Origin of the sequence: Streptomyces sp. NBC_00659 (assembly GCF_036226925.1) — a bacterium.
Classification (GTDB): domain Bacteria; phylum Actinomycetota; class Actinomycetes; order Streptomycetales; family Streptomycetaceae; genus Streptomyces.
On sequence record NZ_CP109031.1, the window covers coordinates 2,501,082 to 2,527,217 of the forward strand.

Annotated in this window: 21 protein-coding genes and 1 riboswitch; of the genes, 17 read left to right on the forward strand and 4 right to left on the reverse strand. The window is 73.9% G+C overall.

The features are described from left to right. Positions 1-234 precede the first annotated feature (234 nt). Positions 235-1,122, forward strand: a complete 888-nt coding sequence (gene ypfJ / locus OG410_RS10845) for a KPN_02809 family neutral zinc metallopeptidase (RefSeq protein ID WP_329298923.1) — start codon at positions 235-237, stop codon at positions 1,120-1,122. 173 nt (positions 1,123-1,295) lie between these two features. After that, positions 1,296-1,709 (forward strand): VOC family protein, encoded by a 414-nt coding sequence (locus OG410_RS10850; protein WP_329298924.1) that lies wholly within the window; start codon positions 1,296-1,298, stop codon positions 1,707-1,709. A 57-nt stretch (positions 1,710-1,766) separates the two neighbouring features. On the opposite strand, the gene OG410_RS10855 is transcribed toward OG410_RS10850, so the two are convergent. From OG410_RS10855 to OG410_RS10865, 3 genes are all read right to left on the reverse strand, one after another. Further along, positions 1,767-3,176: a hypothetical protein gene (locus OG410_RS10855; protein WP_329298925.1), complete on the reverse strand. Its 1,410-nt coding sequence runs from the start codon at positions 3,174-3,176 to the stop codon at positions 1,767-1,769. 361 nt (positions 3,177-3,537) lie between these two features. Beyond that, the gene (locus OG410_RS10860) at positions 3,538-4,665 is read right to left on the reverse strand and encodes an alpha/beta hydrolase family protein (RefSeq protein ID WP_329298926.1); all 1,128 of its coding nucleotides are present in this window, start codon (positions 4,663-4,665) and stop codon (positions 3,538-3,540) included. A gap of 162 nt (positions 4,666-4,827) precedes the next feature. Beyond that, entirely contained in the window at positions 4,828-5,568 is a 741-nt protein-coding gene (locus OG410_RS10865; RefSeq protein WP_329298927.1) for a class II aldolase/adducin family protein, read from the reverse strand. A gap of 494 nt (positions 5,569-6,062) precedes the next feature. Here OG410_RS10865 and OG410_RS10870 point away from each other — a divergent pair, with 494 nt between their 5' ends. The 9 genes from OG410_RS10870 (at position 6,063) to cobI (ending at position 18,936) form a co-directional block, all read left to right on the forward strand. Further along, positions 6,063-7,304, forward strand: a complete 1,242-nt coding sequence (locus OG410_RS10870) for an inorganic phosphate transporter (RefSeq protein ID WP_329298928.1) — start codon at positions 6,063-6,065, stop codon at positions 7,302-7,304. 20 nt (positions 7,305-7,324) lie between these two features. Beyond that, positions 7,325-7,543, forward strand: coding sequence for a hypothetical protein (locus OG410_RS10875; protein ID WP_329298929.1), 219 nt, complete (start codon positions 7,325-7,327; stop codon positions 7,541-7,543). Between the two features lie 159 nt (positions 7,544-7,702). Then, a riboswitch (cobalamin riboswitch) is annotated at positions 7,703-7,843 on the forward strand. A 107-nt stretch (positions 7,844-7,950) separates the two neighbouring features. Beyond that, positions 7,951-8,922, forward strand: coding sequence for a cobalamin biosynthesis protein (locus OG410_RS10880; protein ID WP_329298930.1), 972 nt, complete (start codon positions 7,951-7,953; stop codon positions 8,920-8,922). After that, positions 8,919-10,514 carry a cobyric acid synthase gene (locus OG410_RS10885; RefSeq protein WP_329298931.1) on the forward strand — a complete coding sequence of 532 codons (1,596 nt, stop codon included), beginning with the start codon at positions 8,919-8,921 and terminating at the stop codon, positions 10,512-10,514. Before OG410_RS10880 ends, OG410_RS10885 begins: the two co-directional genes overlap by 4 nt. Continuing rightward, a complete protein-coding gene (cobN, locus tag OG410_RS10890) occupies positions 10,511-14,164 on the forward strand; it encodes a cobaltochelatase subunit CobN (RefSeq protein WP_329298932.1) in 3,654 nt (1,217 codons plus the stop codon). The genes OG410_RS10885 and cobN overlap by 4 nt, the downstream gene beginning before the upstream one ends. Beyond that, positions 14,161-16,200 carry a putative cobaltochelatase gene (locus OG410_RS10895; protein ID WP_329298933.1) on the forward strand — a complete coding sequence of 680 codons (2,040 nt, stop codon included), beginning with the start codon at positions 14,161-14,163 and terminating at the stop codon, positions 16,198-16,200. The genes cobN and OG410_RS10895 overlap by 4 nt, the downstream gene beginning before the upstream one ends. Continuing rightward, positions 16,200-16,799 carry a cob(I)yrinic acid a,c-diamide adenosyltransferase gene (gene cobO, locus OG410_RS10900; protein ID WP_329298934.1) on the forward strand — a complete coding sequence of 200 codons (600 nt, stop codon included), beginning with the start codon at positions 16,200-16,202 and terminating at the stop codon, positions 16,797-16,799. The genes OG410_RS10895 and cobO overlap by 1 nt, the downstream gene beginning before the upstream one ends. Beyond that, positions 16,799-18,190: a cobyrinate a,c-diamide synthase gene (locus OG410_RS10905; RefSeq protein ID WP_329298935.1), complete on the forward strand. Its 1,392-nt coding sequence runs from the start codon at positions 16,799-16,801 to the stop codon at positions 18,188-18,190. The genes cobO and OG410_RS10905 overlap by 1 nt, the downstream gene beginning before the upstream one ends. Further along, on the forward strand, positions 18,187-18,936 hold the full coding sequence (gene cobI, locus OG410_RS10910; RefSeq protein WP_329298936.1) for a precorrin-2 C(20)-methyltransferase: 750 nt from the start codon (positions 18,187-18,189) through the stop codon (positions 18,934-18,936). Before OG410_RS10905 ends, cobI begins: the two co-directional genes overlap by 4 nt. Before the next feature lie 128 nt (positions 18,937-19,064). On the opposite strand, the gene OG410_RS10915 is transcribed toward cobI, so the two are convergent. After that, on the reverse strand, positions 19,065-19,793 hold the full coding sequence (locus OG410_RS10915) for a ZIP family metal transporter (protein ID WP_329298937.1): 729 nt from the start codon (positions 19,791-19,793) through the stop codon (positions 19,065-19,067). Between the two features lie 109 nt (positions 19,794-19,902). Here OG410_RS10915 and cobM point away from each other — a divergent pair, with 109 nt between their 5' ends. The 6 genes from cobM to cobC all read left to right on the forward strand — a co-directional run bounded on the left by cobM (position 19,903) and on the right by cobC (position 26,109). Further along, complete coding sequence (gene cobM, locus OG410_RS10920; protein WP_329298938.1) at positions 19,903-20,748, forward strand: precorrin-4 C(11)-methyltransferase; 846 nt, start codon at positions 19,903-19,905, stop codon at positions 20,746-20,748. A gap of 77 nt (positions 20,749-20,825) precedes the next feature. Next, the gene (cbiE, locus tag OG410_RS10925; RefSeq protein ID WP_329304085.1) at positions 20,826-22,094 is read left to right on the forward strand and encodes a precorrin-6y C5,15-methyltransferase (decarboxylating) subunit CbiE; all 1,269 of its coding nucleotides are present in this window, start codon (positions 20,826-20,828) and stop codon (positions 22,092-22,094) included. Next, positions 22,091-23,797: a precorrin-3B C(17)-methyltransferase gene (cobJ, locus tag OG410_RS10930; protein WP_329298939.1), complete on the forward strand. Its 1,707-nt coding sequence runs from the start codon at positions 22,091-22,093 to the stop codon at positions 23,795-23,797. Before cbiE ends, cobJ begins: the two co-directional genes overlap by 4 nt. Further along, positions 23,794-24,021, forward strand: coding sequence for a hypothetical protein (locus OG410_RS10935; protein ID WP_329298940.1), 228 nt, complete (start codon positions 23,794-23,796; stop codon positions 24,019-24,021). Before cobJ ends, OG410_RS10935 begins: the two co-directional genes overlap by 4 nt. Further along, positions 24,018-24,935, forward strand: a complete 918-nt coding sequence (locus OG410_RS10940) for a sirohydrochlorin chelatase (RefSeq protein ID WP_329298941.1) — start codon at positions 24,018-24,020, stop codon at positions 24,933-24,935. The genes OG410_RS10935 and OG410_RS10940 overlap by 4 nt, the downstream gene beginning before the upstream one ends. Beyond that, positions 24,925-26,109, forward strand: coding sequence for an Rv2231c family pyridoxal phosphate-dependent protein CobC (gene cobC, locus OG410_RS10945; RefSeq protein ID WP_329298942.1), 1,185 nt, complete (start codon positions 24,925-24,927; stop codon positions 26,107-26,109). Before OG410_RS10940 ends, cobC begins: the two co-directional genes overlap by 11 nt. Positions 26,110-26,136 lie beyond the last annotated feature (27 nt).

A 26,136-nucleotide genomic window follows, 5' to 3' on the forward strand; every position in this document is an offset into this window, starting at 1 on the left:
TTCCCGCCGTCTAATGCGCGAGGAGAATGGCCATGGGCCAAGTCTAACGGGGCCGTGCAACCACTTTTCCGGTGCGCACTGTGATGCTCGCCCCCTTCCGGGGATGCTCCGGACGCCCGGATCGGCCGGGGCCGGCGGCCGGGGGCGCGCGTCGCCCGTTCGGACCGCGGGCCGGGGCCGGGGGTCCGGGAGCGTACGAGGATGGCGCCACGGAGCGACGAAAGTGGTGTGCTCATGCGGTTCGACGACGAAGCCGACCTGGACACCTCCGAGGTCCGGGACGTACGCGGCAGTCGCATCCCCGGCGGCAGGGCGACCATAGGCGGCGGGCTCGCCGGTCTGATCGCCCTGGTCCTCGGACTGCTCTTCGGAGTGGGTCCCGACCAGCTCGGGCTCACCTCCGGCGGCGACGAGCCGGGAGCCACCGCCTCCTCCCTCGCCCAGGTGCAGCGGACCTGTCTGAAGGGGCGGGACGCCAACGCCCAGGAGGACTGCCGGATCGTGGCGGTGGTCAACAGCGTCCAGGCCTACTGGGCCCGGGAGTTCGCGCGCAGGGGCGGCACCTACACCCGTGCCCCGACGGTGGTCTTCAGCGGCCGGGTGAACACCGGGTGCGGCACCGCCACATCGTCCGCCGGGCCCTTCTACTGTCCGGTGGACCGCAAGGTCTATCTGGACCTCGGCTTCTTCGACGATCTGCGGACGAAGTTCGGCTCCGGCGGGGGACCGTTCGCGCAGGCCTATGTGGTGGCGCACGAGTACGGGCATCACGTGCAGAACCTGACGGGCACCCTGGCCCGCTCGCAGGACGGTGTGACCGGCGCGAACAGCAACTCGGTGAGGACGGAGCTCCAGGCCGACTGCTACGCGGGGGTGTGGGCGCGGAACGCGACCACCACGCCGTCCTCGTCGGGCAAGCCGCTGCTGACCTCGCTGACGGACACCGACATCCGCGACGGCCTGGACGCGGCGGCGGCCGTCGGTGACGACCGGATCCAGGCGAGGTACCAGGGCCGGGTGACCCCGGAAACCTGGACGCACGGGTCGGCCGAGCAGCGGCAGCAGTGGTTCTACCAGGGCTTCACCAGCGGCGACATGGCGCAGTGCAACACGTTCCGGTGAGCGGGGCGGCACGCGGTCCGGGCACGGCACCCGCCCGGCGCGGGGCGGCACGCGGTCCGGTACGCCGCCGGGGGGTGGGCCCGGTTCCGGGCCTCGGGGCGTTGTCAGTGGCCGGTGCCAGACTGGGCGGCGGATCGGAATCCGGCAGTTCGTGACGAGACGGAGTGATCGGTATGGCTGGCATGAGCAACGGGCGCCCGAGCGTCTACCCCTCGATGCTGTACGCCGACGCGAAGGCGGCGATCAGGCAGCTCACGGAGGCCTTCGGCTTCACCGAGCTGGCGGTCTACGAGGGTGAGGACGGCTCGGTGATGCACGCCGAGCTGGTGCAGGGCAACGGCGCGGTGATGCTCGGCTCCAAGGGCCGCGGCGGACGCTTCGACGAGGCGATGAAGAGCGCGGGCCCGTGCGGGGTGTACATCGTCGTGGACGACGTCGACGCACACCACCAGCGGGCCGTGGACCACGGCGCCGAGATCCTGATGGCCCCGACCGACCAGGACTACGGCTCGCGGGACTACATGGCCCGCGATATCGAGGGCAACATCTGGAGCTTCGGCACCTACGCCCCGGAGATAGGCGCGTAGGACGGCGCGCAGGACCGCTCCGGGATCCGGCCCGCGGCGGTTCCGGGCCGGCCCCGGTCAGCTCCCCCCGGTGTGCACCTGGAAGGCGGCCCTGCGTACGGCCTTGGCGAGTGCCGGGTCCGGGTGGGCGGCGGCGAGCGCGACCAGCACCTGCACCGTGCGCGGGTGCCCGACGGCCCGTACCTCGTCGAGGAGCGCGGGCACGGTGGGCTGCACCGCGGACTCCAGGTGGCGGACCAGGAGCGGGGCCTCACCGTGGTCGGCTACGGCTGCCGCGGTGTCGACCCACAGCCAGGTGGACTCGGCGCGGGTGAGGACCTCGTGGGCGTCCTCGGGGTCGTAGCCGTCGTGCTCGGCGAGCCACAGCAGGGCGTAGGGGCGCAGCGGGGTCTCCTCGACCACGGCGCGCACGTCCGGCTCGGCGGGGGCGCCGACGACGCGCAGTGCCTCGAAGGCGAGGCCGCGGGTGAGGGCGTCCTCGCCGCGGGCCGCGCCGATGAGTTCGGTGACGGCGCCACCGACCGGGCGGGCGGCGAGCCAGGCACGGTACTCGGCGCGGGCGGCGTTGGGGCGGAGCTGGGCGCAGCCGCGGAGCATGTCCTCGGCGGACTGCTCGATGTTGCCGGCGGGGCTCTGCGCGGCGACGCAGATCTGCTCCAGCTTGACCCAGACCGCCCAGCTGCCGAGCGCGGTGAGGGTGGCCTGTCCTTCGCCGTAGGTCAGCGCGCCGACGGAGGCGAGGGCCTGGAGGGCCCATTCGAGGAGCGGGGCGAGGGGGGCGTCCGGGAGCTCGGCGGGCTCCGGGGCGGGCTCGGTCCCGGGCTCGGGGCCGTAGGAGATCTCGCAGCGCTCGGTGCGCAGTTCCGTGACGCGCTGCCCGAGAAGGTCGAGGAGCTGGTCCACGGGGACGGGCCCGGCGGAGAGCTGGAGGAAGGAGAGCACCTGGGGCATCGCGGAGACGACCTCGGCGACGGCCGCGGGCTCGCGGTCCAGCGGTTCGGGGTACGCGAGGGACCAGGCGTCGAAGAGGGCGACCCAGCCGCGCAGGACGGCGCTGTCGTCGCGGCTCCAGGCGCGCAGCCGCCAGCCCGGGCGGGCGTCGTCGCCGTGCACCTCGATGAGGCCGGCCAGGCGTGCGGTGTCCCAGTCGGCGCGGACCTTGAGCGGGGTCAGTCCGAGATCCGTGGCGGCCCGCTCGGCGGTGGTGTCGGAGAGGGTGCCCTTGCCGTCGGGGCCGGCGGTGTCGCGCCCCGGGCGCAGGGCGGCGTCGGCCCAGCGCGCCACGCGGGCCGCGTCGGACAGGCCGGTGCGCGCCATGCGGGCGAGTTCCGCGGGCGGCGGTGTGCCTTCCGGCGGACGCGGTGCGGGGCGGCGGGTGCGGCGCTGGGTCACCGCTCGGGGAGCGGTCGCGAGGGACCGGGGGCTGACGAGTCGGAGCCTGGAGTCGCGCGGGTTACGGGACGTCACGGGTGCAGTCTTGCGGTTGACAGTCCGAAAACCCAAACGGAATGCCGTCGCAGGTCGTGGAGCGATGGGAGCGGGGCCCTCTCGGGGTGCCCGGCACGCGGGCAGGAGCGCCGCGAGGAGTTGCCCGGAACCGAAGCGGAAGCACACCGTCGCACCCGCCGCGCCGCCTGGCCCGGAGCCCGACCCGAGGCCGGGCCTCCCCCACCGGACGCCCGGGACGCAAGCCCCCGGCCCGCCCACCCGACGGCCCCGCCCCGGGCCAAGGCCCCGGCCCGAGCGGGGCCAGGGCCGGCCTGTCCAGGACCGAGTCCCGGCCTCCCCCGCCGGACCGGCCGGGACCAGGGGCGCCGGACGCTGCGGCTCACATCAGGGGGGTGAGGAAGCGGCGCAGGGCTTCCTCGTAGGTCGCCGGGTCGGCGTTCCACATGGCGCCGTGCGGGGCGTTCGGGACGGTGTACAGGGTGACCAGGTCGGGCCTGCTCGCGGCGAGGCGCCGGGAGGCACCCCAGGGGGCGATGCGGTCGTCCGGGCCGTGCACGAGCAGGGTCGGCACCTTGACCTGGTCGGGGTGCGCGGCGTGCGCGATGCGGTCTCCGCGTACGCCGGTGCGCCCCTGTGCGGCGCGCACCGCGAGCGGCAGCAGGAATCGCGGGGTGTGGCGGGCGCCGGCGAGAGCGCGCAGCGTCGTCTCCCAGTCGAGGACAGGCGAGTCGAGGACGAGCCCGGAGATCCGCTCGCGCAGCGCGGAGTGGGCGGCCGCGCGCAGGGCCATCGTGGCGCCCGTGGACCAGCCGTACAGGACGACCCGCTCGGCACCGAACCGCACGGCGTACCGGATGGCCGCGTCGAGGTCGCGCCACTCGGTCTCGCCGAGGTGGTTCAGGCCGTCGGGCGGGCGGGGTGCCCCGAGGTCGCCCCGGTAGGCGAGGTCGAGGACGGGGAAGTGCCGGCTGTTCAGGAACCCCATCAGGTTCATGGGGTGTTCCCGGGTGGCGCCCAGGCCGTGGACGGTGATGATCCAGGTGTCACGGACCGCGGGCACGAACCAGGCGGGCAGGGCGCCGAGTTCGCCCGGCACGTCGACGTCGGCGTGTTCGAGCCCGAGGGCGGACCCGGGGTCGCCGACGTACAGGTTCGGGGTGAGCCACACCTTGTCGCCGCGCTCCAGGGACCCGTGCGTGACACGTTCCAGGCTGCGTACGACGGTGTCGGCGGTGTGGGGCACGGAGTTCTGGAGGGGGCCGACGACCGCGTGGGAGCCGTCGCCCGCGAGGCCGTAGGTTCCCGGGCGCCGGGACGCAAGGGCCCGGGTCAGGGTGATTCCGCCCGCCGTCGTGGCGTGCACGGTGAGCCGGGGCTCGGTGGGCAGAGGCTTGCCCGGCCTCGTCTTCAGCGCGGCGTCGCTGGCGAACCGGCCCGCCGCCACGGAGGCCACGCCCGCGGCTAGGGCTACGGTGACGGCCGCTGCCGTGGCTCTTAGGGTGCGCACCCGACCAGTTTCCCGGGGGACCCGGCCATCGGCCAGCGGGAGCGACTCCAGGGGTGACGGCCGGCGCTCGCCGGACCCCCGCGTCCGGTACTCACCGGACCTGCGCGTCTGCGCGTCCCCTACTCGCCGGACCCCCGCGCCGGGCGGCGCCGCGGCGGGGCCTCACTCCTGCCGGCCGTACCCCCGCAGCCGCTCCCCCGCCTCCGCGAGCTGGTCCGGTGAGAGCAGGGCGGGCGCGAGCCCGGGGACCGAGGAGGACAGGAGCCAGACGCGGCACATCCATTCCAGCTGGGCCGTGCGGTCGTACGCCTGGTCCAGCGAGTCTCCGTACGCGATGGTGCCGTGGTTCCGCAGGAGGCAGGCGGTGCGGCCGGCCAGGGCCCGGAGGGTGTTCTCGGCCAGTTCCGGTGTGCCGTAGGCCGCGTAGGGGGCGACGCGGACCGGGCCGCCCAGGGCCGCCGCCATGTAGTGGACCAGCGGGAGTTCGGGGACGAGGAGCGAGACGGCCGTCGCGTGCGGTGCGTGGGTGTGGACGACGGCCCGCGCCTCGGTCGCGCGGTAGACCGCGAGATGCATCGGCAGTTCGCTGGTCGGGCGCAGCGATCCGAGCACCTGCCGGCCGTCGAGGCCGACGCCGACGATGCCGTCGTGCGTCAGCCGGTCGTAGGGCACGCCCGTGGGTGTGACCAGGACGGTGTCTCCGACGCGGACGGAGACGTTGCCGGAGGTGCCGACGACCAGCCCGTCGGCGACCGTGCGCCGGGCCGTGGAGACCAGTTCGTCCCAGGCCCGCCGGAGGGTGTCCCGCGCGTCCGGCCCGTCTCGCTCGTCTCGCTCGCGGGCCTCGCCTGTCGTCCGTGCGTGCTCGTGCCCGACCCGTGCGTCCCGGTGCGGCTCAGTCATGACGCGATCCTGCCAGGCACCGCATTCCACGCACCCCGAGCGAGCGGGCTTCGGGGCGGCAGCGGGCCGCCAACAGCACACGGTTGTATGTGACTTGCATCACACCGTACCGAGGGAACACCCACGGCGCCCCGGTCGGACATTTGCCGCGGATCACACCCCGTGGTCGGGTCACTACGGCCCGGTCGGCACTCGGACTCCGTCCTCAGAGTGGCCCTTTCGGGCTTCCTGGCGCTGTGACCACGGCTACAGCCTGCGAGTGACGGGGATCTCACCGCTCAAACCCGTTCCGACCAGGACGGTCCACCACGAGCTCCGACATCAAGCGGAGTACGGAATTCCGCATCCGTTCGAACCCGGCGGGCCGCCCGTCGACGTAAGCGGAATGACGATCCACTGTTCAAGACACCATCAAGTCCGACTCAGTTCACCTTCCGTTCACCCAGGTTGCCTACGGTCCCCCTGCCACTGACGTCCAACAGAAGCCTGGGTAAATGGAACACATCACGCTCCTCCTCGGAATCGTGATCGTCACCGCTCTCGTGTTCGATTTCACGAACGGTTTCCACGACACCGCCAACGCGATGGCCACCACCATCTCGACCGGCGCACTCAAGCCCAAGGTCGCGGTGGCCATGTCCGCCGCGCTCAACCTTGTCGGCGCCTTCCTCTCGGTGGAGGTCGCCAACACGATCTCCAAAGGCCTCGTCGACGAATCCGGCATCCAGCCAGAAGTGATCTTCGCCGCCCTCGTCGGCGCGATCCTCTGGAACCTGGTGACGTGGCTCGTCGGACTCCCGTCCAGCTCCTCGCACGCCCTCATGGGCGGCCTGGTCGGCGCCACCATCGCCTCCGCCGGTACCGGCGCCGTGCACGGGGACGTCCTGGTCGGCAAGGTGCTCCTGCCCGCCGTCGCCGCCCCGATCGTCGCCGGCCTGGCCGCGATGTTCGCCACCCGGCTGTCGTACAAACTCAGTGGCAACGCCGACACCAAGGCCACCAAGAAGGGCTACCGCGCCGGCCAGATAGCCTCCGCGGGCTTGGTCTCGCTGGCCCACGGCACCAACGACGCGCAGAAGACGATGGGCATCATCACCCTGGCCCTGGTCGCCGGTGGCGCCGTCGCTCCCGACTCCGACCCGCCGGTCTGGGTCATCCTCTCCGCCGGTCTGGCCATCGCGCTCGGCACCTACCTGGGCGGCTGGCGCATCATCCGCACGATGGGCAAGGGTCTGACCGACCTCCAGCCGCGGCAGGGCTTCGCCGCCCAGACCAGCGCGGCGACGGTCATCCTGGCCTCCTCGCACATCGGTTTCTCCCTCTCCACCACGCACTCGGTCTCCGGTTCCGTGATGGGCGCCGGTCTCGGCCGCAAGGGCGGTGTGGTCCGCTGGTCCACCGCCAAGCGGATGGTCGTCGCCTGGGTCCTCACGCTGCCCGCCGCCGCCCTGGTCGGCGCGCTCGCCGAATGGGTGACCGGTTTCGGCGCCTGGGGCACCACGCTGGTCGCCGTGTTCCTGGTCGTTTCGAGCTTCGCGATCTGGCGCCGCTCGCGCCGCGAGGTCATCGACCACACCAACGTGAACGACACCGAGGAGCCCGCCGGTGTGGTGACCGCGGCCATCGCCGCCGTCACCCCGCCCCCGGCCGGCACCGTGGCCGAAGGCCTCACGGCCACCATCCCGGCTCCGGCCGAGCCCACGGCGAGCACGTCCGCGCCGTCCCCCGTGGCCTGAGAACCGAAGGAACAAACAGCATGCACATCGACTGGTCAGCCCTCGGCTCCGTCTTCGGGGTCAGCCTCGGAGTGACCGTGGCCCTCGTCGCCCTCTTCACCCTCGGCGTCGCCGGCCTCTCCAAGAAGGAGTCCGCCCAGGGCGGATCCGCGGTCGCGGCGGCCACCGGCGCGTACGTCTGCTTCGCGGCCTGCGCCGCGGCGGTGGTGTACGGCATCTCCCTGATCATCACCAAGTAACCCGGCAGGCGCCGCCCGGAACCGGGCCGCGCCGAGCGGTACCGCGCGTGGGGTGCGGGACGGATCACCGTCCCGCACCCCACGCGTATGCCGTCCCGCCCCCACGCGTATGTGGGCCTGCGCACACTGTCCCTCCGCAGGTCAACAGCCAGTTGACGGCCGTTCTCACCCCGTGGTGGACTGCCGGAGCCAAGTACGGCGGCATGAGAGGAAGCCGGTGCGAATCCGGCGCGGTCCCGCCACTGTCATCGGGGAAGAAACTCCCCGGGAGCCAGGAACTCTCACCGCCGGTCTCGTCGAACCAGGGCGTGGACACCCTGAGTGAGGACATATCGCCATGCGCGGCTGCCCGTTGCCCGTTTCGCTGAGTACGAGGGTTCCGCTCCACCCCACGGCCGGCTGACCCCGTGCGTGCCGATCGCGTCTTCGCGTACGGCGCCGCCGCCGGCCTCCTCGGCGACCTGCTGCTCGGCGATCCCCGCCGGGGGCATCCGGTCGCCGCGTTCGGGCGGGCCGCCGCGGCCGTGGAGCGGACACTGTGGCGCGACCACCGCGGGTGGGGCGCCCTGCACACCGCCATCTGCGTCGGCGGCGCCACCGGACTCGCCGCGCTCGCGAGCCATGGCGTACGCGGTTCACGCACCGCCTCCGTCGCCCTGACCGCCGCCGCCACCTGGGCCGTCGTCGGGGGAACCTCCCTCGGCCGCGAGGCGCGGGCGGTCGGCGGCGCGCTCGCGGCCGGTGACCTCGACGCGGCCCGGGAGCGGCTGCCGCATCTGTGCGGACGCGATCCTCAGGCGCTGGACGCCGACGGCGTCGCGCGCGCCGTCGTCGAGTCCGTCGCCGAGAACACCTCCGACGCCGTCGTGGGCGCCCTGGTCTGGGGCGCCGTCGGCGGAGTGCCGGGACTCGTCGCCTTCCGCGCCGTGAACACGCTCGACGCGATGGTCGGACACAAGTCCCCCCGTCACCGGCGCTACGGCTGGGCCTCCGCCCGGCTCGACGACGTCGCCGGCTGGCCCGGAGCCCGGCTGACCGCCGTCCTCGCGGCCGTGGCCGGATCCGACCCACGCGGTGCCGTACGTGCCTGGCGCGCGGACGCCCGCAAGCATCCGAGCCCCAACGCCGGGCCCGTGGAGGCCTCGTTCGCGGGCGCGCTCGGCGTGCGGCTCGGCGGCACCCTCTCGTACGGCGGACGCGTCGAGCACCGGCCCGTGCTCAACGGCGCGGGGCGCGCCGTCCACGTCCACGACATCGAACGGGCCGTACGGCTGTCCCGGCGCGTCGGCTGGCTCGCGCTCGGCGTGAGCGCCGCCGGACGGGCTCTGCTCGCCGGAACCGGACGGGATTCGTCCACCAGGAAGGGACGCACCGCATGAGCGGCGGGCTGCTGATCGCCGGGACCACCTCGGACGCCGGCAAGAGTGTCGTGACCGCCGGGATCTGCCGGTGGCTGGCGCGCCAGGGCGTCAAGGTCGCGCCCTTCAAGGCGCAGAACATGTCCCTGAACTCGTTCGTGACGCGCGAGGGCGCCGAGATCGGGCGGGCGCAGGCCATGCAGGCGCAGGCCGCCCGCGTGGAACCGACCGCGCTGATGAATCCCGTGCTCCTCAAGCCGGGCGGCGACCGCACCAGTCAGGTCGTCCTGATGGGCAAGCCGGTGGGCGAGATGAGCGCGCGCGGGTTCTTCGGGACGGCCGGGTCCGTGACGGACCCCTCGCCGGGCGCCGTGTCGTCCGGCGACCGGCTGCGCGGGGGTCGCCAGGAAGCACTCCTGGCGACCGTCCTCGACTGTCTGGCTCAGTTGCGGGGCACGTATGACGCGGTGATCTGTGAGGGAGCCGGCAGCCCGGCCGAGATCAATCTGCGGCGCACCGACATCGTGAACATGGGGGTGGCGCGCAACGCGGGACTTCCCGTGCTCGTCGTCGGCGACATCGACCGGGGCGGGGTGTTCGCCTCGTTCTTCGGGACGGTCGCGCTGCTGTCACCCGAGGACCAGGCGCTCGTCGCCGGGTTCCTCGTCAACAAGTTCCGGGGCGACGTCAGTCTGCTGGAGCCCGGGCTCGACATGCTGCACGGCCTGACCGGGCGGCGCACCTACGGCGTCCTGCCCTTCCAGCACGGACTCGGCATCGACGAGGAGGACGGCCTGCGCGTCTCGCTGCGCGGGGCCGTCCGCGAGTCGGCCGTCTCCTCCCCCGTCGGCGAGGACATCCTGCGGGTCGCCGTCTGCGCGGTCCCGCTGATGTCCAACTTCACCGACGTGGACGCGCTGGCCGCCGAACCGGGTGTCGTCGTGCGGTTCGTGGACCGGCCCGAGGAGCTGGCCGACGCGGACCTGGTCGTCGTGCCCGGGACCCGGGGCACCGTGAAGGCGCTCCGGTGGCTGCGCGAGCGCGGCCTCGCGGACGCGATCGCGCGCCGGGCCGCCGAGGGACGGCCGGTCCTCGGCGTCTGCGGCGGCTACCAGCTCCTCGGAGAGCACATCGAGGACGACGTCGAATCCCGCGCCGGTCATGTCGAGGGTCTCGGACTCCTCCCCGTACGCGTGAGGTTCGCGCGGGAGAAGACCCTGGCACGGCCGGTCGGGGAGGCCCTCGGCGAGCACGTCGAGGGGTACGAGATCCATCACGGAGTCGCCGAGGTGACCGGTGGCGAGGCGTTCTTCTCCGATGAGCACGGACACAGCCTGGACGGGTGCCGGGCCGGCGCCGTCTGGGGCACGCACTGGCACGGCTCGCTGGAGTCGGACGGTTTCCGGCGGGCGTTCCTGCGCGAGGTGGCCGCCGCCGCGGGCCGCCGCTTCGTACCGGCCCCCGGCACGTCGTTCGCGGCGCTGCGCGAGGAACAGCTCGACCTGCTCGGCGACCTGATCGAGGAACACGCGGACACGGACGCGCTGTGGCGGCTCATCGAGTCCGGCGCGCCGCAAGGACTGCCCTTCATTCCACCGGGAGCACCCGTATGAGCACAGTGTTGTTGTTGTCGACCGCCGACACGGATCTGCTGGCGGCCCGCGCCAGTGGTGCCGGTTACCGGATCGGCAATCCGACCCGGGTGGACGTCACGGGCGAACTCCCCGCGCTCGTCGAGGGCGCGGACCTGGCCGTCGTGCGGCTGCTCGGTGGCAAGCGGGCCTGGGAGGACGGGCTGGCCTTCCTGAAGGCGTCCGGGATCCCGACGGTGCTGCTGGGCGGCGAGTCCGTCCCGGACGCCGAGCTGATGGCCGAGTCGTCGGTGCCCGCGGGTGTCGTCGCGGAGTCGCTGCGCTATCTCGTCGAGGGCGGTCCGGCCAACCTCGCCGAGCTGGCCCGCTTCCTCTCGGACACCGTGCTGCTCACGGGCGAGGGCTTCGAGGAGCCGCGGAAGTCGGCGGAGTTCGGCGTCCACGGCGAGCGTGCCTTCGTCGAGGGCCGCCCGACCGTCGGCGTGCTGTTCTACCGGGCCCACGAGCTGTCCGGGAACACCGCGTTCGTGGACACGCTGTGCGACGCGATCGAGGCGCGCGGCGCCAACGCCCTCGCCGTGTACTGCGGTTCGCTGCGCGGAGCCGACCCGGGGCTGTACGAGATCCTCGGCCGGGCCGACGCGCTCGTCGCCACCGTCCTCGCGGCGGGCGGCACCCACGCCTCCGAGGCGTCCGCGGGCGGCGACGAGGAGGCGTGGGACATCGGGGCGCTCGCCGACCTCGACATCCCCGTCCTCCAGGGTCTCTGCCTGACCTCGTCGAAGAGCGCCTGGGACGCGTCGGACGCGGCCCTGTCCCCCATGGACGCGGCGATGCAGGTCGCGATCCCGGAGTTCGACGGCCGTCTCATCACGGTGCCCTTCTCCTTCAAGGAGCAGGGACCGGACGACGTCCCGGTGTACGTCGCCGACCCCGAGCGGGCCGCGCGGGTCGCCGGGATCGCCCTGCGGCACGCCCAGTTGAAGCACAAGCCGAACGCGGAGAAAAAACTCGGGATCGTCTTCACCGCCTACCCGACCAAGCACTCGCGGGTCGGTAACGCGGTCGGTCTCGACACGCCCGCCTCCGCGGTACGGGTCCTCGACGCGCTCCGTGACGCGGGCTACTCCCTCACCGAATACCCGGACAACGGCGACGAGTTGATCCACCGGCTGATCGCGGCCGGCGGTCACGACGTGGAGTGGCTGACCGAGGAGCAGCTCGCCGCCGCTCCCGCGCGGGTGCCGCTCGCGGACTACCGGGCCTGGTTCGAGACGCTCGACCCCGCTCTGCGCGAGGGCATGCTGGAGGCCTGGGGCGAACCGCCGGGTTCCCTCTACGTCGACGGCGACGACATCGTCCTCGCCTGCCTGGAGTTCGGCAACGTCGTCGTGATGATCCAGCCTCCGCGCGGCTTCGGCGAGAACCCGATCGCGATCTACCACGACCCGGACATGCCGCCCTCGCACCACTACATGGCCGCCTACCGCTGGCTGGAGAACAGTTTCGGCGCGGACGCGGTCGTGCACATGGGCAAGCACGGCACGATGGAGTGGCTGCCCGGCAAGGGACTCGGGCTCAGCGGCGGCTGCGCGCCCGACGCCGTCCTCGGCGAACTCCCCCTGGTCTACCCGTTCATCGTCAACGACCCCGGCGAGGGCACCCAGGCCAAGCGCCGCGGGCACGCCACCGTGGTCGACCACCTCGTGCCGCCGATGGCGCGCGCGGACACCTACGGTGACCTCGCGAAGCTGGAACAGCTCCTCGACGAGTACGCGCTGGTCTCCGACCTGGACCCGACGAAGGCCCCGGCGGTCCGCGCGCAGATCTGGACGCTGGTCAAGGCGGCCGAGCTCCACCACGACCTGCATGTCGACGAGCAGCCGGGCGACGACGACTTCGACTCCTTCGTCATGCACATCGACGGCTACCTCTGCGAGATCAAGGACGTGCAGATCCGCGACGGCCTGCACATCCTGGGCGGCGGCCCGGAGGCCGAGCCGCGGGTGAACCTCGTGCTCGCCGTGCTGCGCGCCTCGCAGGTGTGGGGCGGCGCGGCGAACGCGCTGCCGGGTCTCCGGGCCTGTCTCGCCGAGTACTTCGGCCTGGTGGAGAAGGAGCTGCTCGCCGAGCCGGGCGCTCCGGTGAAGGTGTCGGTCGAGCTGACGGACCTGGTCGAGGGCCCGGCCCGTACGGCGGCCGACGCGATCGACCTGCTGGAGCAGTTGTGCCGCCGGGCGGCGCTGGGCATGGAGGAGCGTGGCTGGGACACGGCGGCCGTGCCCGCGCTCGTGCGCGAGGTGCTGGGCACCGAACTCCCCGACGCCGTCGCGGTGCTGGAGTTCGCCTGCCGCGAGGTCGTGCCGCGGCTCGCCCGGACGACGGACGAGATCGGGCACATCCTCAAGGCCCTGAACGGCGGTTACGTCCCGGCGGGCCCCTCGGGCTCACCGACCCGCGGGCTCGTCAACGTCCTGCCGACCGGCCGCAACTTCTACTCGGTCGACCCCAAGGCCATTCCGTCCCGGCTCAGTTGGGAGGTCGGCCAGTCGCTCGCGGACTCCCTCGTCCAGCGGTATCTGCAGGACACCGGCGCCTACCCGACGTCGGTCGGACTGACGGTGTGGGGCACGTCCGCCATGCGCACCCAGGGCGACGACATCGCGGAGATCCTCGCGCTGCTGGGCTGCCGTCCGGTGTGGGACGACGCGTCGCGCCGGGTCACCGGCTTCGAGATCGTCCCGCTCGACGAGCTCGGCCGCCCGCGCATCGACGTCACGGTGCGCATCTCCGGCTTCTTCCGGGACGCGTTCCCGCACGTCGTCGGTCTGCTCGACGACGCGGTGCGCGCGGTCGCCGAGCTGGACGAGCCCGCCGACCGGAACTACGTGCGCAAGCACGCCGACGAGGACACCGCCGAGCACGGTGACCGGCGGCGCGCGACGGCCCGTATCTTCGGCTCCAAGCCGGGCGCGTACGGCGCGGGTCTGCTGCCGCTGATCGACGCCCGCAACTGGCGCTCCGACGCCGACCTCGCCGAGGTGTACGCCGTCTGGGGCGGCTACGCCTACGGGCGCGGGCTCGACGGGCGGGCGGCGCGCGGGGACATGGAGACGGCGTTCAAGCGCATCGCGGTGGCGGCGAAGAACGTCGACACCCGCGAGCACGACCTCGTCGACGCCGACGACTACTTCCAGTACCACGGCGGCATGGTCGCGATGGTCCGCCATCTGACGGGCACCAGCCCCGAGGCGTACGTCGGTGACTCGGCCGTCCCCGACCAGGTCAAGACCCGCACACTGGGCGAGGAGACCCACCGCGTCTTCCGTGCCCGGGTGGTCAACCCGCGCTGGATGGCCGCGATGCGCCGCCACGGCTACAAGGGCGCCTTCGAGATGGCGGCGACCGTCGACTACCTCTTCGGCTACGACGCCACGGCCGGGGTCGTGGACGACTGGATGTACGAGAAGCTCAGCGCGGAGTACGTCTTCGACGCGGAGAACCGGGACTTCATGAAGAAGTCCAACCCGTGGGCCCTGCGCGGGATCACGGAGCGGCTGCTGGAGGCGGCGGACCGGGGGCTGTGGGCGGAGCCGGACGCGGACACGCTGGAGCGGCTGCGCGCCACCTATCTGGAGCTCGAAGGCGACTTGGAGGGCGACGACCAGTGAGTACCCCGTTCCCGTTCACGGCTGTTGTCGGCCAGGACGACCTGCGGCTCGCGCTGCTGCTGAACGCCGTGTCGCCCGCCGTGGGCGGTGTGCTGGTGCGCGGCGAGAAGGGCACCGCCAAGTCGACGGCGGTGCGCGCCCTTTCGGCGCTGCTGCCGGAGGTCGCCGTCGTACCCGGGTGCCGTTTCTCGTGCGACCCGGCCGCTCCCGACCCGGCGTGCCCGGACGGGCCGCACGAGACGGCGGCCGGAGCGCAACGCCCGGCCCGTATGGTCGAGTTGCCCGTCGGCGCGTCCGAGGACCGGCTGGTGGGCGCCCTCGACATCGAGCGGGCGCTCGCGGAGGGCGTGAAGGCCTTCGAGCCGGGCCTACTGGCCGACGCACACCGCGGGATTCTCTACGTCGACGAAGTGAACCTGCTGCACGACCACTTGGTCGACCTGCTGCTGGACGCCGCCGCGATGGGCGCCTCGTACGTGGAACGCGAGGGTGTCTCCGTACGGCATGCCGCGCGGTTCCTGCTCGTCGGGACGATGAACCCCGAAGAGGGCGAGCTGCGGCCGCAGTTGCTCGACCGGTTCGGGCTGACCGTCGAGGTGGCCGCCTCACGGGAACCCGATCAGCGGGTCGAGGTCGTGCGGCGCAGGCTCGCCTACGACGACGACCCGGTCGGCTTCGCCGCGCGCTGGGCCGACGAGGAGGCCGCCGTGCGGGCCCGGATCGTGGCGGCCCGCGCGCTGCTGCCCTCCGTGCGCCTCGGCGACGGGCCGCTGCGGCAGATCGCGGCGACCTGCGCGGCCTTCGAAGTGGACGGCATGCGCGCCGACATCGTGATGGCCCGGACCGCGACCGCGCTCGCCGCGTGGGCGGGACGCACCGAGGTGATCGCCGAGGACGTGCGGCAGGCGGCGCTGCTCGCGCTGCCGCACCGGCGGCGGCGCAACCCGTTCGACGCGCCCGGACTCGACGAGGACAAGCTCGACGAGACGCTGGAGGAGTTCGCGGGCTCGGACGACACCTCCGGCGAGGGTCCCTCCGACGACGACCCGGACCCGGATCCGGACGGGCCCGGCGGGGGCGGGCAGCCGCCGCAGGACGGGCCGGACGACGGTTCCCCCGCCGGTGACGTCCCGGCGCAGGGCGAGCCGTCGGACGACGGGCAGGCGCCGGCCGGGCAGGGCGCCGGCGAGCGGTCCCCCGTACGGGCCGCCGAGCCGTTCCGCACGAAGGTGCTCAGCGTGCCCGGACTCGGCGAGGGCGCGGCCGGGCGGCGTTCGCGCGCGCGGACCGAGCACGGCCGCACGACCGGGTCGCGGCGGCCCCGCGGGGCGCTCACCAAGCTGCACCTGGCGGCGACCGTGCAGGCCGCCGCCCCGCACCAGCTGGCGCGCGGCCGGTCGGGCCGCGGTCTGGTCGTACGGCGGGACGATCTGCGCCAGGCGACCCACGAGGGCCGTGAGGGCAACCTCGTGCTGTTCGTCGTGGACGCTTCCGGCTCGATGGCGGCGCGGCAGCGGATGGGCGCGGTCAAGGGCGCCGTGCTGTCGCTGCTGCTCGACGCCTACCAGCGGCGGGACAAGGTGGGTCTGGTGACCTTCCGCGGTTCGGCCGCCGAGGTCGCGCTGCCGCCCACCTCCTCGGTGGACGCCGCCGCGTCCCGGCTGGAGTCGCTGCCGACGGGCGGCCGGACGCCGCTCGCGGCCGGGCTGCTGCGGGCGCACGAGGTGCTGCGCGTCGAGCGGCTGCGGGACTCCGCGCGGCGGCCGCTGGTCGTCGTGGTGACCGACGGACGGGCCACGGGCGGGCCGGAGCCGGTCGCGACGGCCGGGCGCGCTGCACGGCTGTTCGCGGCCGGCGGGGTCGCGTCCGTGGTCGTCGACTGCGAGACGGGGCCGGTACGGCTCGGGCTCGCGGGGCAGCTCGCGGGGGAACTGGGCGGCACGCCGGTGACCCTGGACGAGCTGCGGGCCGATTCCATCGCCGGTCTCGTCCGGGACGTGCAGGGTGTGCAGGGGACTTCGAGGAGGGCCGCGTAGTGCCGCAGGGACAGCCGAGTGTCGTACCGGACGACGGCCTGACGACCCGTCAGCGTCGTAACCGGCCGCTGGTCGTCGTGCACACGGGGATCGGCAAGGGCAAGTCCACCGCCGCGTTCGGGCTCGCGCTGCGCGCCTGGAACCAGGGGTGGCCCATCGGGGTGTTCCAGTTCGTCAAGTCGGCGAAGTGGAAGGTCGGCGAGGAGAACGCGCTGCGCGTGCTCGGCGCCTCCGGCGAGGGCGGCAGCGTCGACTGGCACAAGATGGGCGAGGGCTGGTCCTGGGTCCAGCGCGACGCCCAGATGGACAACGAGGAGAAGGCCCGCGAGGGCTGGGAGCAGGTCAAGCGCGACCTCGCCGCCGAGACGTACAAGCTGTACGTGCTCGACGAGTTCGCGTACCCGATGCACTGGGGCTGGATCGACACCGACGAGGTCGTCGCGGTGCTGCGGGACCGGCCGGGCACCCAGCACGTGGTGATCACCGGCCGCAACGCCCCCGAGAAGCTGGTGGACCTCGCCGACCTCGTGACCGACATGTCCAAGGTCAAGCATCCGATGGACGCGGGCCAGAAGGGCCAGAGAGGCATCGAGTGGTGATGTCCTCCGTTCCCCGGCTCGTCATCGCCGCGCCCTCCTCGGGCAGCGGCAAGACCACCGTCGCCACGGGGCTGATGGCCGCCTTCGCCGCGCGGGGGCTCGCCGTGTCCCCGCACAAGGTGGGGCCGGACTACATCGACCCCGGGTATCACGCGCTCGCCACCGGGCGTGTGGGACGGAATCTCGACGCCTACCTGTGCGGCGCGGAGCTGATCGGGCCGCTGTTCGCGCACGGGGCGCGCGGGTGCGATCTCGCTGTCGTCGAAGGCGTGATGGGGCTGTACGACGGTGCCGCGGGCGAGGGGGAACTCGCGTCCACGGCCCATGTGGCGAAGCTGCTGCGGGCACCGGTGGTGCTGGTCGTCGACGCGTCCTCGCAGTCGCGGTCCGTGGCCGCACTGGTGCACGGGTTCGCCTCCTGGGACCCCGAGGTGCGGGTTGCCGGAGTGATCCTCAACAAGGTGGGGTCCGAGCGGCACGAGGCCATGCTCCGGGAGGCGCTGGAGGCGTCCGGGGTACCGGTGCTGGGGGTGCTGCGAAGGGCTCCGCAGGTCGATACGCCGTCGCGCCATCTGGGGCTGGTACCGGTCGCAGAGCGGCGTTCGGACGCGGTCGAGGCCGTCGCGGCGATGGCGGAGCAGGTACGCGCCGGGTGTGATCTGGACGCGCTCATGGCGCTGGCCCGGAGCGCCGGTGCGTTGCCGGGGGCGGCGTGGGACGCGGCCGAGGCCGTTGCCCTGCCCACCCACGACCACCCGGCTCGCTCGGCTCGCTCGGCCCAGGAGCGCACGCCCGTCGTGGCGGTCGCCGGCGGGGAGGCGTTCACCTTCTCCTACGCCGAGCACGCCGAGCTGCTCACCGCCGCCGGAGCCGAGGTCGTCACCTTCGATCCGCTACGGGACCAGCAACTGCCCGAAGGGACGCGCGGGTTGGTCATCGGCGGCGGGTTCCCCGAGATGTACGCACCCGAGCTGTCCGCCAACGAGCCGCTGCGCAAGGCCGTGGCCGAGCTGGCGTTCGGCGGGGCGCCGGTCGCGGCCGAGTGCGCCGGACTGCTGTATCTGGCCCGGGAACTCGACGGGCAGCCCATGTGCGGGGTCATCGACGCGAAGGCCCGGATGCACGAGCGGCTCACCCTCGGCTACCGGGACGCGGTGGCGGTCAGCGACAGCGTGCTCGCCGTGGCCGGCACCCGGATGCGCGGGCACGAGTTCCACCGGACCGTCGTGGAGCCCGGCGCCGGGGCGTCTCCCGCCTGGGGGGTGCGCGCCCCCGAGCGGCGCGTCGAAGGTTTCGTGCAGCACGGCGTGCACGCGAGTTATCTGCACACGCACTGGGCGTCCGAGCCCGGTGTGACCCGTCGGTTCGTCGAGAGGTGCCTGACGTCATGAGCAGCAAGCTGATCGGGGTCGGGGTCGGCCCCGGCGACCCGGAGCTGGTGACCGTCAAGGGCGTCAACGCCCTGCGCGCCGCGGACGTCGTCGTCGTCCCCGTCATGGCTGCGCCGGACGGGAAGGACGGCGGCGAGCGGGGACGGGCCGAGGCGACCGTCCTGCACTACGTGCCCGAGGAGAAGGTCCTCCGGGTCGTGTTCGCGCTCAACGAGCGGAGCGACCGGGGCCGGCGCGAAGCAGCCTGGGACGCCGCCGGCGCGCGGGTCGCGGACCTGCTCGGCCGGCACGCCACGGTCGCCTTCGCCACCATCGGCGACCCCAACGTGTACTCGACCTTCACCTATCTCGCCCACACGATCGGGGAGCTGGTTCCCGGCACGGTCGTGGAGACGGTGCCGGGCATCACCGCGATGCAGGACCTCGCCGCGCGCTCGGGGGCCGTTCTCACCGAGGGGACCGAGCCGCTCACGCTCGTCCCGGTGACCGCGGGGGCGACCGTGCTCAAGGACGCGCTGAACGGGCCCGGCACGGTGGTCGCGTACAAGTTCGGGCGGCAGGCCGCCGAGGTGGCCGAGGCACTGCGGGACAGCGGGCGGATCGACGACGCCGTCTGGGGGTCGGCGCTCGGTCTGGAGGACGAGTCGATCCGTCCGGCCGCCGAGCTCGACGGGGAGCCGCTCCCGTACCTCTCGACGCTCATCGCGCCCGCGCGCCGCGACGGGAAACGCGGCGGCAAACTGTGACCCGCGCCCACCCGGCGGCACCCGCGCCGCGTCCGGAGGACCGCACCGTCCCGGCGGCACCCGCGCCACGCTCGGCGGAACGCGCCCGCCCGGCGGCTTTCGCGCCGGATCCGGCGGTCCGTACGGGCTCAGCCCGCGAGGCCCACCACCAGCCAGATGAAGGCCACGCCCGCCACCGTGCACAGCAGGGTCGAACGGGCGGGGTGCTCGTGGTGTGCCTCCGGGAGGATCTCGGCGGCGGCGAGGTAGAGGAGCACGCCGCCGAAGAGTCCGAGGTAGCCGCCGAGCAGCGGCTCGGGGATGGTGAAGAAGAGCGTCGAGGCGGCGCCGATCATGGGGGCCGCCGCGTCCGCGTACAGCATGAGCAGGGCCTTGCGCCGGGCGTTCCCGTACAGGCTCGCGATCGTGTACGTGTTGAAGCCGTCCGCGAAGTCGTGGGCGATCACCGCGAGGGACACCGCGAGTCCCATGCCCCCGCCGACCTGGAAGGCGGCGCCGATCGCGACGCCGTCCATCGCGCTGTGGCCGACCATGGCACCGGCCGCCGTGAGGCCCACCTCGGGCGCCCGTCCGTCGTGCTCCTCGCCGCCGTGCGCGGCCTGGCGGTGGGCGAGGAGACGTTCGACCAGATGGGCCAGCAGGAAGCCGGCCACGAAGAGGAGCAGCGCGGCCGGTACGCCGAACACCTCGGTGCCCGCCGCGGCCAGCGCCTCCGGCAGCAGGTCGAGGCCGACCACCCCGAGCATCAGGCCCCCGGCCAGGCCGAGCACCAGATGACGGCGGTCGGTCACCCGCTGCGCCGTCCAGCCGCCGACCAGCGTCATCAGGAACGCGCCGAGCGCGACGAGGACCGCCATAGGCCCTTGCTATCCGATGCACCCCCCTTCGCGCACCCGGGGCGACGGCCCCGCGCCCACCGAAGCCTTCGCAGCACCCCTGATTTTTCGTAGGAGAGGACCGATTCCCATGGCCGATGCCCCCACCGGCAAAGTGACCTTCGTCGGTGCCGGCCCCGGCGCCGCCGACCTGCTGACGTTCCGCGCCGCGCGCGCCATCGCCGAGGCCGACGTCGTGATCTGGGCGGCCAGCCTGGTGCAGGCCGAGGTCCTCGGCCACGCGCGCGAGGGCGCCGAGATCCTCGACTCCGCGACGATGTCGCTGGAGGACGTCGTCGCCGTCTACGAGCGGGCCCACGCCGAGGGCCTGCGGGTGGCGCGGATCCACTCCGGCGACCCCGCCTTGTGGGGCGGGACGCAGGAGCAGGTCGACCGGTGCGCCGAGCTCGGTATCGAGACCGAGATCGTGCCGGGTGTCTCGTCCTTCTCCGCCGTGGCCGCGCTCGCGCAGCGCGAGCTGACGATCCCCGAGGTCGCGCAGTCCGTGATCCTCACCCGGCTCGGCGGCGGCAAGACGCCGATGCCGCCCGGGGAGGAGGTACGGGAGTTCGCGAAGCACGGCACGACGATGGCGCTGTTCCTGTCGGCGGCCCGCAGCGGCCAGCTCGTGCGAGAACTGCTGGAGGGCGGCTATCCGACGACCACGCCGGTCGTGGTCGCCTACCAGGCGACCTGGCCGGAGGAGCTGATCGTGAAGTGCACGATCGGCACGCTGGAGGAGACCGTCAAGGAGCACAAGCTCTGGAAGCACACCCTCTTCCTGGTCGGCCCGGCCCTCGACGCGAGCGGCACCCGCTCGCACCTCTACCACCCCGGTCACTTCCACGGCTTCCGCAAGGCCGACCCCGAGGCGCGGGCCGAGCTGCGTGCCGCGCGCCGGAGCGGTGCGGGCGGCGCGCAGGGCCCCGCGTCGTGAGCGTGGACGTCATGGGCGCGGCGGGCCGGCCGGCCGGCGCGACGGGAGGATCCGCCGGTCCGGTGGACCGCTCCGGCGTGATCACCGTCGTCGGTACGGGCACGGGGGTGCCGCTGTCCCCGGACGCCGGGGCTGTGCTCGCCGGGGCCGGGCTGGTCGTGGGCGCCCGGCGGCATCTGGCGGCGGCCCGGCTGCCGGAACGGGCGGAGCAGGTGGTGCTCGGGCCGCTGGCACCCGCCCTGGACCGCATCGAGCGGTACACGGACGGCGGGGCGCGCGGGGGCCCGGTCGTGGTGCTCGCGTCGGGCGACCCGGGGTTCTTCGGGATCGTGCGGGCGCTCGCGGAGCGGTTCGGGACCGGGCGTCTCGACGTCCGCCCCGGTGTCTCCTCGGTGGCGACCGCGTTCGCCCGGCTCGGGCTGCCCTGGGACGACGCGGTCGTGGTCAGCGCGCACGGCCGTGATCCGCGGACGGCCGTCCAGGTCTGCCGGTCGCGGCCCAAGGTCGCCGTGCTGACCGCTCCCGGGTCCGGTCCGGCCGAGCTGGGCGCCGCCCTCGCCGACGCGGGCGCGGAGCGCGAACTGGTCGTGGCGAGCGCCCTCGGCGACCCGGAGCACGAGCGCGTCGAGCGGGTCACGCCCGCCGAGGCCGCCGCCCGCGACTGGGGTCCGGCGGTCAGTGTCGTGCTGTGCCTGGACGCGTCGCGGTCCCTGGCTCCCGTGCGGACCGTCGCCGGTCCGACGGCCGGTCCCGGCCGATGGGCCCTGGACGAGAGCGAGTTCGCCCACCGCGACTCGATGATCAGCAAGTTCGAGGTGCGGGCGCTGGTGCTGGCCCGGATCGGGCCGCGGCTCGGCGACCTGGTCTGGGACATCGGCGCGGGCTCGGGGTCCGTCGCCGTGGAGTGCGCGCGGTTCGGCGCCGCGGTGACCGCGGTCGAGAAGACCCCGGACGGCTGCGACCGGGTCCGTGCCAACGCGGCTGCGCACGGCGTGGACGTAAGGGTCGTGCAGGGGGCCGCGCCCGGCGTGCTGTCCGGCCTGGACGGTTCCCACGATCCGGACGCGGTCTTCATCGGCGGCGGCGGGCGTGAACTGCCCGAGATCGTCTCGGTGTGCGCGCGCCGGGCCCGGCGGGCCGTCGTGATCGCGATGGCCTCGCTCGACCGGGTGCCGGCCGCCCGGGACGCGCTCACCGCCGCCGGGTTCACCTGCGACGGCGTGCTGTTGCAGTCCTCGCGGCTTGCTCCGCTGCCGGGCGGGGTCTCCCGGCTCGCGGCGGCCAATCCCGTCTTTGTGCTGTGGGGCGTCCGGCCTCCGGCCCGTACCGAAGGAGTTCCCCAGTGATCGGCCTGATTTCCGCCACGGCGGCGGGCGCGGCGGCCCGTGACCGGCTCGCCGCGGCCTGGTCCACGCGTACCCGGGTGTACGACGGGCCCGTGGCGGACGCCGTGCGGCGGGCCTTCGCGGAGTGCGACCAGGTGGTGTGCTTCCTCGCCACGGGCGCGGTCGTACGGCTCGTCGCGCCGCTGCTCTCGGACAAGGGGTCGGACCCCGGGGTGGTGTGCGTCGACGAGGCGGGACGGTTCGCCGTGTCGCTGGTCGGCGGCCACGCGGGCGGGGCGAACGAACTCGCCCGTGAGGTGGGCGGGTTGCTGGGCGCCGAGCCGGTGGTGACGACGGCGACCGACGCGGTGGGGGTGCCCGGTCTCGACACCCTCGGCCTCCCGGTGGAAGGGGATCTCGCCGGGGTCTCGCGGGCCATGCTGGACGGCGAACCGGTGGTGCTGGAGCGGGAGTCGCCCTGGCCGCTGCCCGCGCTGCCGCCGAACGTGGGCAGTCCCGCGGCGCCGGGAGCCGCGGTCGTCCGGGTGAGCGACCGGGTCCGGGAGAGGGCCGCGGGCGAGGTCGTCCTGCGTCCGCCGTCCCTCGTCGTCGGTGTCGGCGCCTCCCGGGGCGCGCCCGTGGAGGAGGTCCTCGCGCTCGTCCGGGACGCGCTGCGCGAGGCCTCCCTCTCCGTGCGGTCGGTGGCCGGACTCGCCACCGTGGACGCCAAGTCCGAGGAGCCCGGAATCGTCGGGGCCGCCGGGCGCCTCGGGGTCCCGCTCGTCACGTACACCGCCGAGGAGCTGGCGGCGGTGACGGTCCCGAACCCCTCCGACGCACCCCTCGCCGCGGTGGGAACCCCGTCCGTGGCGGAGGCCGCCGCGCTGATGGGCGGCGGCGAACTCCTCGTACCCAAGCGGAAGTCGGTACGGGCGGACGGGCAGCCCGCGATGGCGACCTGCGCGGTGGTGCGCCGCCCGGCACGCGGCCGGCTCTCGGTCGTCGGCCTCGGCCCCGGGGCCCGCGATCTGCTCACCCCGCGGGCGACGGCGGAGCTGCGGCGGGCCGCGGTGCTCGTCGGTCTCGACCAGTACGTCGACCAGATCCGCGACCTGCTGCGGCCCGGCACCCTGATCCTGGAGTCGGGTCTCGGCGCCGAGGAGGAGCGGGCGCGCACGGCGGTGGCCGAGGCGCGCCGCGGACAGGCCGTCGCGCTGATCGGCAGCGGCGACGCGGGCGTGTACGCGATGGCGTCGCCCGCGCTGGCCGAGGCGTCCGACGACATCGACGTCGTCGGGGTGCCGGGGGTGACGGCGGCGCTCGCGGCCGGGGCGATCCTCGGCGCGCCGCTCGGCCACGACCATGTGTCGATCAGCCTGTCCGACCTGCACACTCCGTGGGAGGTCATCGAGCGCCGGGTGCGCGCGGCGGCCGAGGCCGACATCGTCGTGACCTTCTACAACCCGCGCAGCCGGGGCCGGGACTGGCAGCTCCCCCAGGCGCTCACGATCCTCGCGGAGCACCGGGCGGCGGCGACGCCGGTGGGTGTGGTGCGCAACGCCTCCCGCCCGGACGAGTCGAGCCGGGTCACGACGCTGGGGTCCCTGGATCCGGGAATCGTGGACATGATGACCGTGGTGACCGTCGGCAACACGGCGACCCGCGAGATCGCCGGGCGCATGGTGACACCGCGTGGCTACCGCTGGCAGAAGGAGGCCGAGTGAGCCCAGTGAGCGAGGTGTTCCCCGGGACCCGGGGTGTGCGCCTCGTCGAGAAGGAGTCCGTCCGGCGGCCGCTCACCCGCCCGGACACCTCGCGGCGTCCGCCTTCGGCGCGCGCTCTGCCCCACCCCTTTGTTCCGCGGGCCCACCCGGCCCCGAAGACCGCGCGGGCCGATCCGGCCCCGACGAACGCTGCGGCCCATCCGGCCGCCAAGGAGACATCGTGACCACCCCTCCCCCCGCGCTGCTCGTCGCCGGACACGGCACCCGCGACGAGGCCGGAGCCGAGGCCTTCCGTTCCTTCGTACGGGAACTGGGCCGCCGCCACCCCGAACTGCCCGTCGCCGGCGGGTTCATCGAGCTGTCGCCGCCGCCGCTCGGCGAAGCCGTCGGCGAACTCGTCGGACAGGGCGTACGGCGTTTCGCCGCCGTGCCGCTGATGCTGGTGTCGGCCGGGCACGCCAAGGGCGACATCCCGGCGGCGCTGGCCCGTGAGAAGGAGCGGCACCCCGGGATCTCGTACACGTACGGTCGTCCGCTGGGCCCGCATCCGTCGCTGCTCGCCGTGCTGGAGCGACGGCTGGACGAGGCCCTCGGCGACACTGCGACGACCCCTGAGGAGCGGGCCGAGGTGACCGTGCTCCTCGTGGGCCGCGGCTCCACCGACCCGGACGCCAACGCCGAGGTGCACAAGGCCGCGAGGCTGCTGTGGGAGGGCCGCGGGTACGCGGGCGTCGAGACCGCGTTCGTGTCCCTGGCGGCGCCGGACGTGCCCTCCGGCCTCGACCGCTGTGTGAAGCTGGGCGCGCGCAGGATCGTGGTCCTGCCCTACTTCCTGTTCACCGGCATCCTCCCGGACCGGGTACGGCGGCAGACGGAGGACTGGGCCGCCGCGCACCCCCGGGTCGAGGTGGGTTCCGCCGACGTCATCGGTCCCGAGCCCGAGCTCCTCGACCTGGTCATGGAGCGCTACCGGGAGGCCGTCGCGGGCGATCTGCGGATGAACTGCGACTCGTGCGTGTACCGGATCGCGCTGCCCGGCTTCGAGGACAAGGTGGGACTCCCCCAGCAGCCCCACTTCCACCCGGACGACGACGGGCACCACCATCACGGGGGACACGCGCATTCCCATGCCCACTGAAGAGGCCGCCGAGGGCGGACACGATCTGCGGCACCACGGGGACGCCGAGGTGCGCGACGACGGTTCCCAGCTGACCGATCTGGCCGTGAACGTCCGGGCCGACACCCCGCCCGCGTGGCTGCTGGACCGGATCGCCGCGTCGCTGCCGTCCCTCGCGGCCTACCCGGACGGGCGGGCCGCGCGGGCGGCGGTGGCGGCGCGGCACGGGCTGCCGGAGGAGCGGGTGCTGCTCACGGCGGGCGCGGCCGAGGCCTTCGTGCTGCTCGCGCGCGCCCTGAAGGTGCGCCGGCCGGTCGTGGTGCATCCGCAGTTCACGGAGCCCGAGGCCGCCCTGCGGGACGCCGGCCACACGGTGGGCCGGGTCCTGCTGCGTGAGGAGGACGGCTTCCGGCTCGATACGGCCGCCGTCCCCGAGGACGCCGATCTCGTAGTGATCGGCAATCCGACCAATCCGACATCGGTGCTGCACCCGGCCGGGACCATCGCCGGACTGGCCCGTCCCGGGCGGGTGCTGGTGGTCGACGAGGCGTTCATGGACGCGGTGCCGGGCGAACGCGAGACCCTGGCCGGGCGGACCGATGTCCCCGGTCTCGTCGTACTGCGCAGTCTCACGAAGACGTGGGGCCTGGCGGGGCTGCGGATCGGCTACGTACTCGCCGGTCCCGAGACGATCGCCCGGCTGGAGCGCGCCCAGCCGCTGTGGCCGGTGTCCACACCCGCGCTCGCGGCCGCGGAGGCGTGCGTGTCCTCGCAGGCGCTCGCGGAGGCGGCCCACGCGGCACGGCGGATCGCCAAGGACCGGGACCATCTGGTCGCGGGTCTGCGGGAGTTCGCCTGCACCGACGGGCTGCGGGTGGTGGAGCCAGCGGAGGGCTCCTTCGTCCTGGTCCGGCTGCCGCGGGCCGCCGGAGTGCGCCGCGTTCTTCGCGGTCTCGGGTTCGCGGTACGGCGCGGGGACACGTTCCCCGGACTCGGGGACGAGTGGCTGCGCATCGCGGTGCGGGACCGGGCGACGGTCAACCGGTTCCTTCAGGCCCTGGACCGGGCGATGACCGTCGGCGGGGACGGCGGTGGGGGCGGAACGGGGATCGTTCCGCCCCACCGGCCCCCGTCGCACGGGCCGCCCCCGCCCGGCCCGCGCCCGGAGTCGCCGCGGACCTCCGCCTCGGCCTGACCGGCTCGTTCCTCGGGCCCCGGACGT

Excerpts from the sequence above, each read along its gene's own strand:
- OG410_RS10905 (WP_329298935.1), top strand. The coding sequence starts at position 16,799 with ATGTCCTCCGTTCCCCGGCTCGTCATCGCCGCGCCCTCCTCGGGCAGC.
- cobC (WP_329298942.1), top strand. The coding sequence starts at position 24,925 with ATGCCCACTGAAGAGGCCGCCGAGGGCGGACACGATCTGCGGCACCAC.
- cobM (WP_329298938.1), top strand. The coding sequence starts at position 19,903 with ATGGCCGATGCCCCCACCGGCAAAGTGACCTTCGTCGGTGCCGGCCCC.
- cobN (WP_329298932.1), top strand. The coding sequence starts at position 10,511 with ATGAGCACAGTGTTGTTGTTGTCGACCGCCGACACGGATCTGCTGGCG.
- OG410_RS10915 (WP_329298937.1), bottom strand. The coding sequence starts at position 19,793 with ATGGCGGTCCTCGTCGCGCTCGGCGCGTTCCTGATGACGCTGGTCGGC.
- OG410_RS10865 (WP_329298927.1), bottom strand. The coding sequence starts at position 5,568 with ATGACTGAGCCGCACCGGGACGCACGGGTCGGGCACGAGCACGCACGG.
- cobI (WP_329298936.1), top strand. The coding sequence starts at position 18,187 with ATGAGCAGCAAGCTGATCGGGGTCGGGGTCGGCCCCGGCGACCCGGAG.
- OG410_RS10870 (WP_329298928.1), top strand. The coding sequence starts at position 6,063 with ATGGAACACATCACGCTCCTCCTCGGAATCGTGATCGTCACCGCTCTC.
- OG410_RS10885 (WP_329298931.1), top strand. The coding sequence starts at position 8,919 with ATGAGCGGCGGGCTGCTGATCGCCGGGACCACCTCGGACGCCGGCAAG.
- OG410_RS10850 (WP_329298924.1), top strand. The coding sequence starts at position 1,296 with ATGGCTGGCATGAGCAACGGGCGCCCGAGCGTCTACCCCTCGATGCTG.
- ypfJ (WP_329298923.1), top strand. The coding sequence starts at position 235 with ATGCGGTTCGACGACGAAGCCGACCTGGACACCTCCGAGGTCCGGGAC.
- OG410_RS10875 (WP_329298929.1), top strand. The coding sequence starts at position 7,325 with ATGCACATCGACTGGTCAGCCCTCGGCTCCGTCTTCGGGGTCAGCCTC.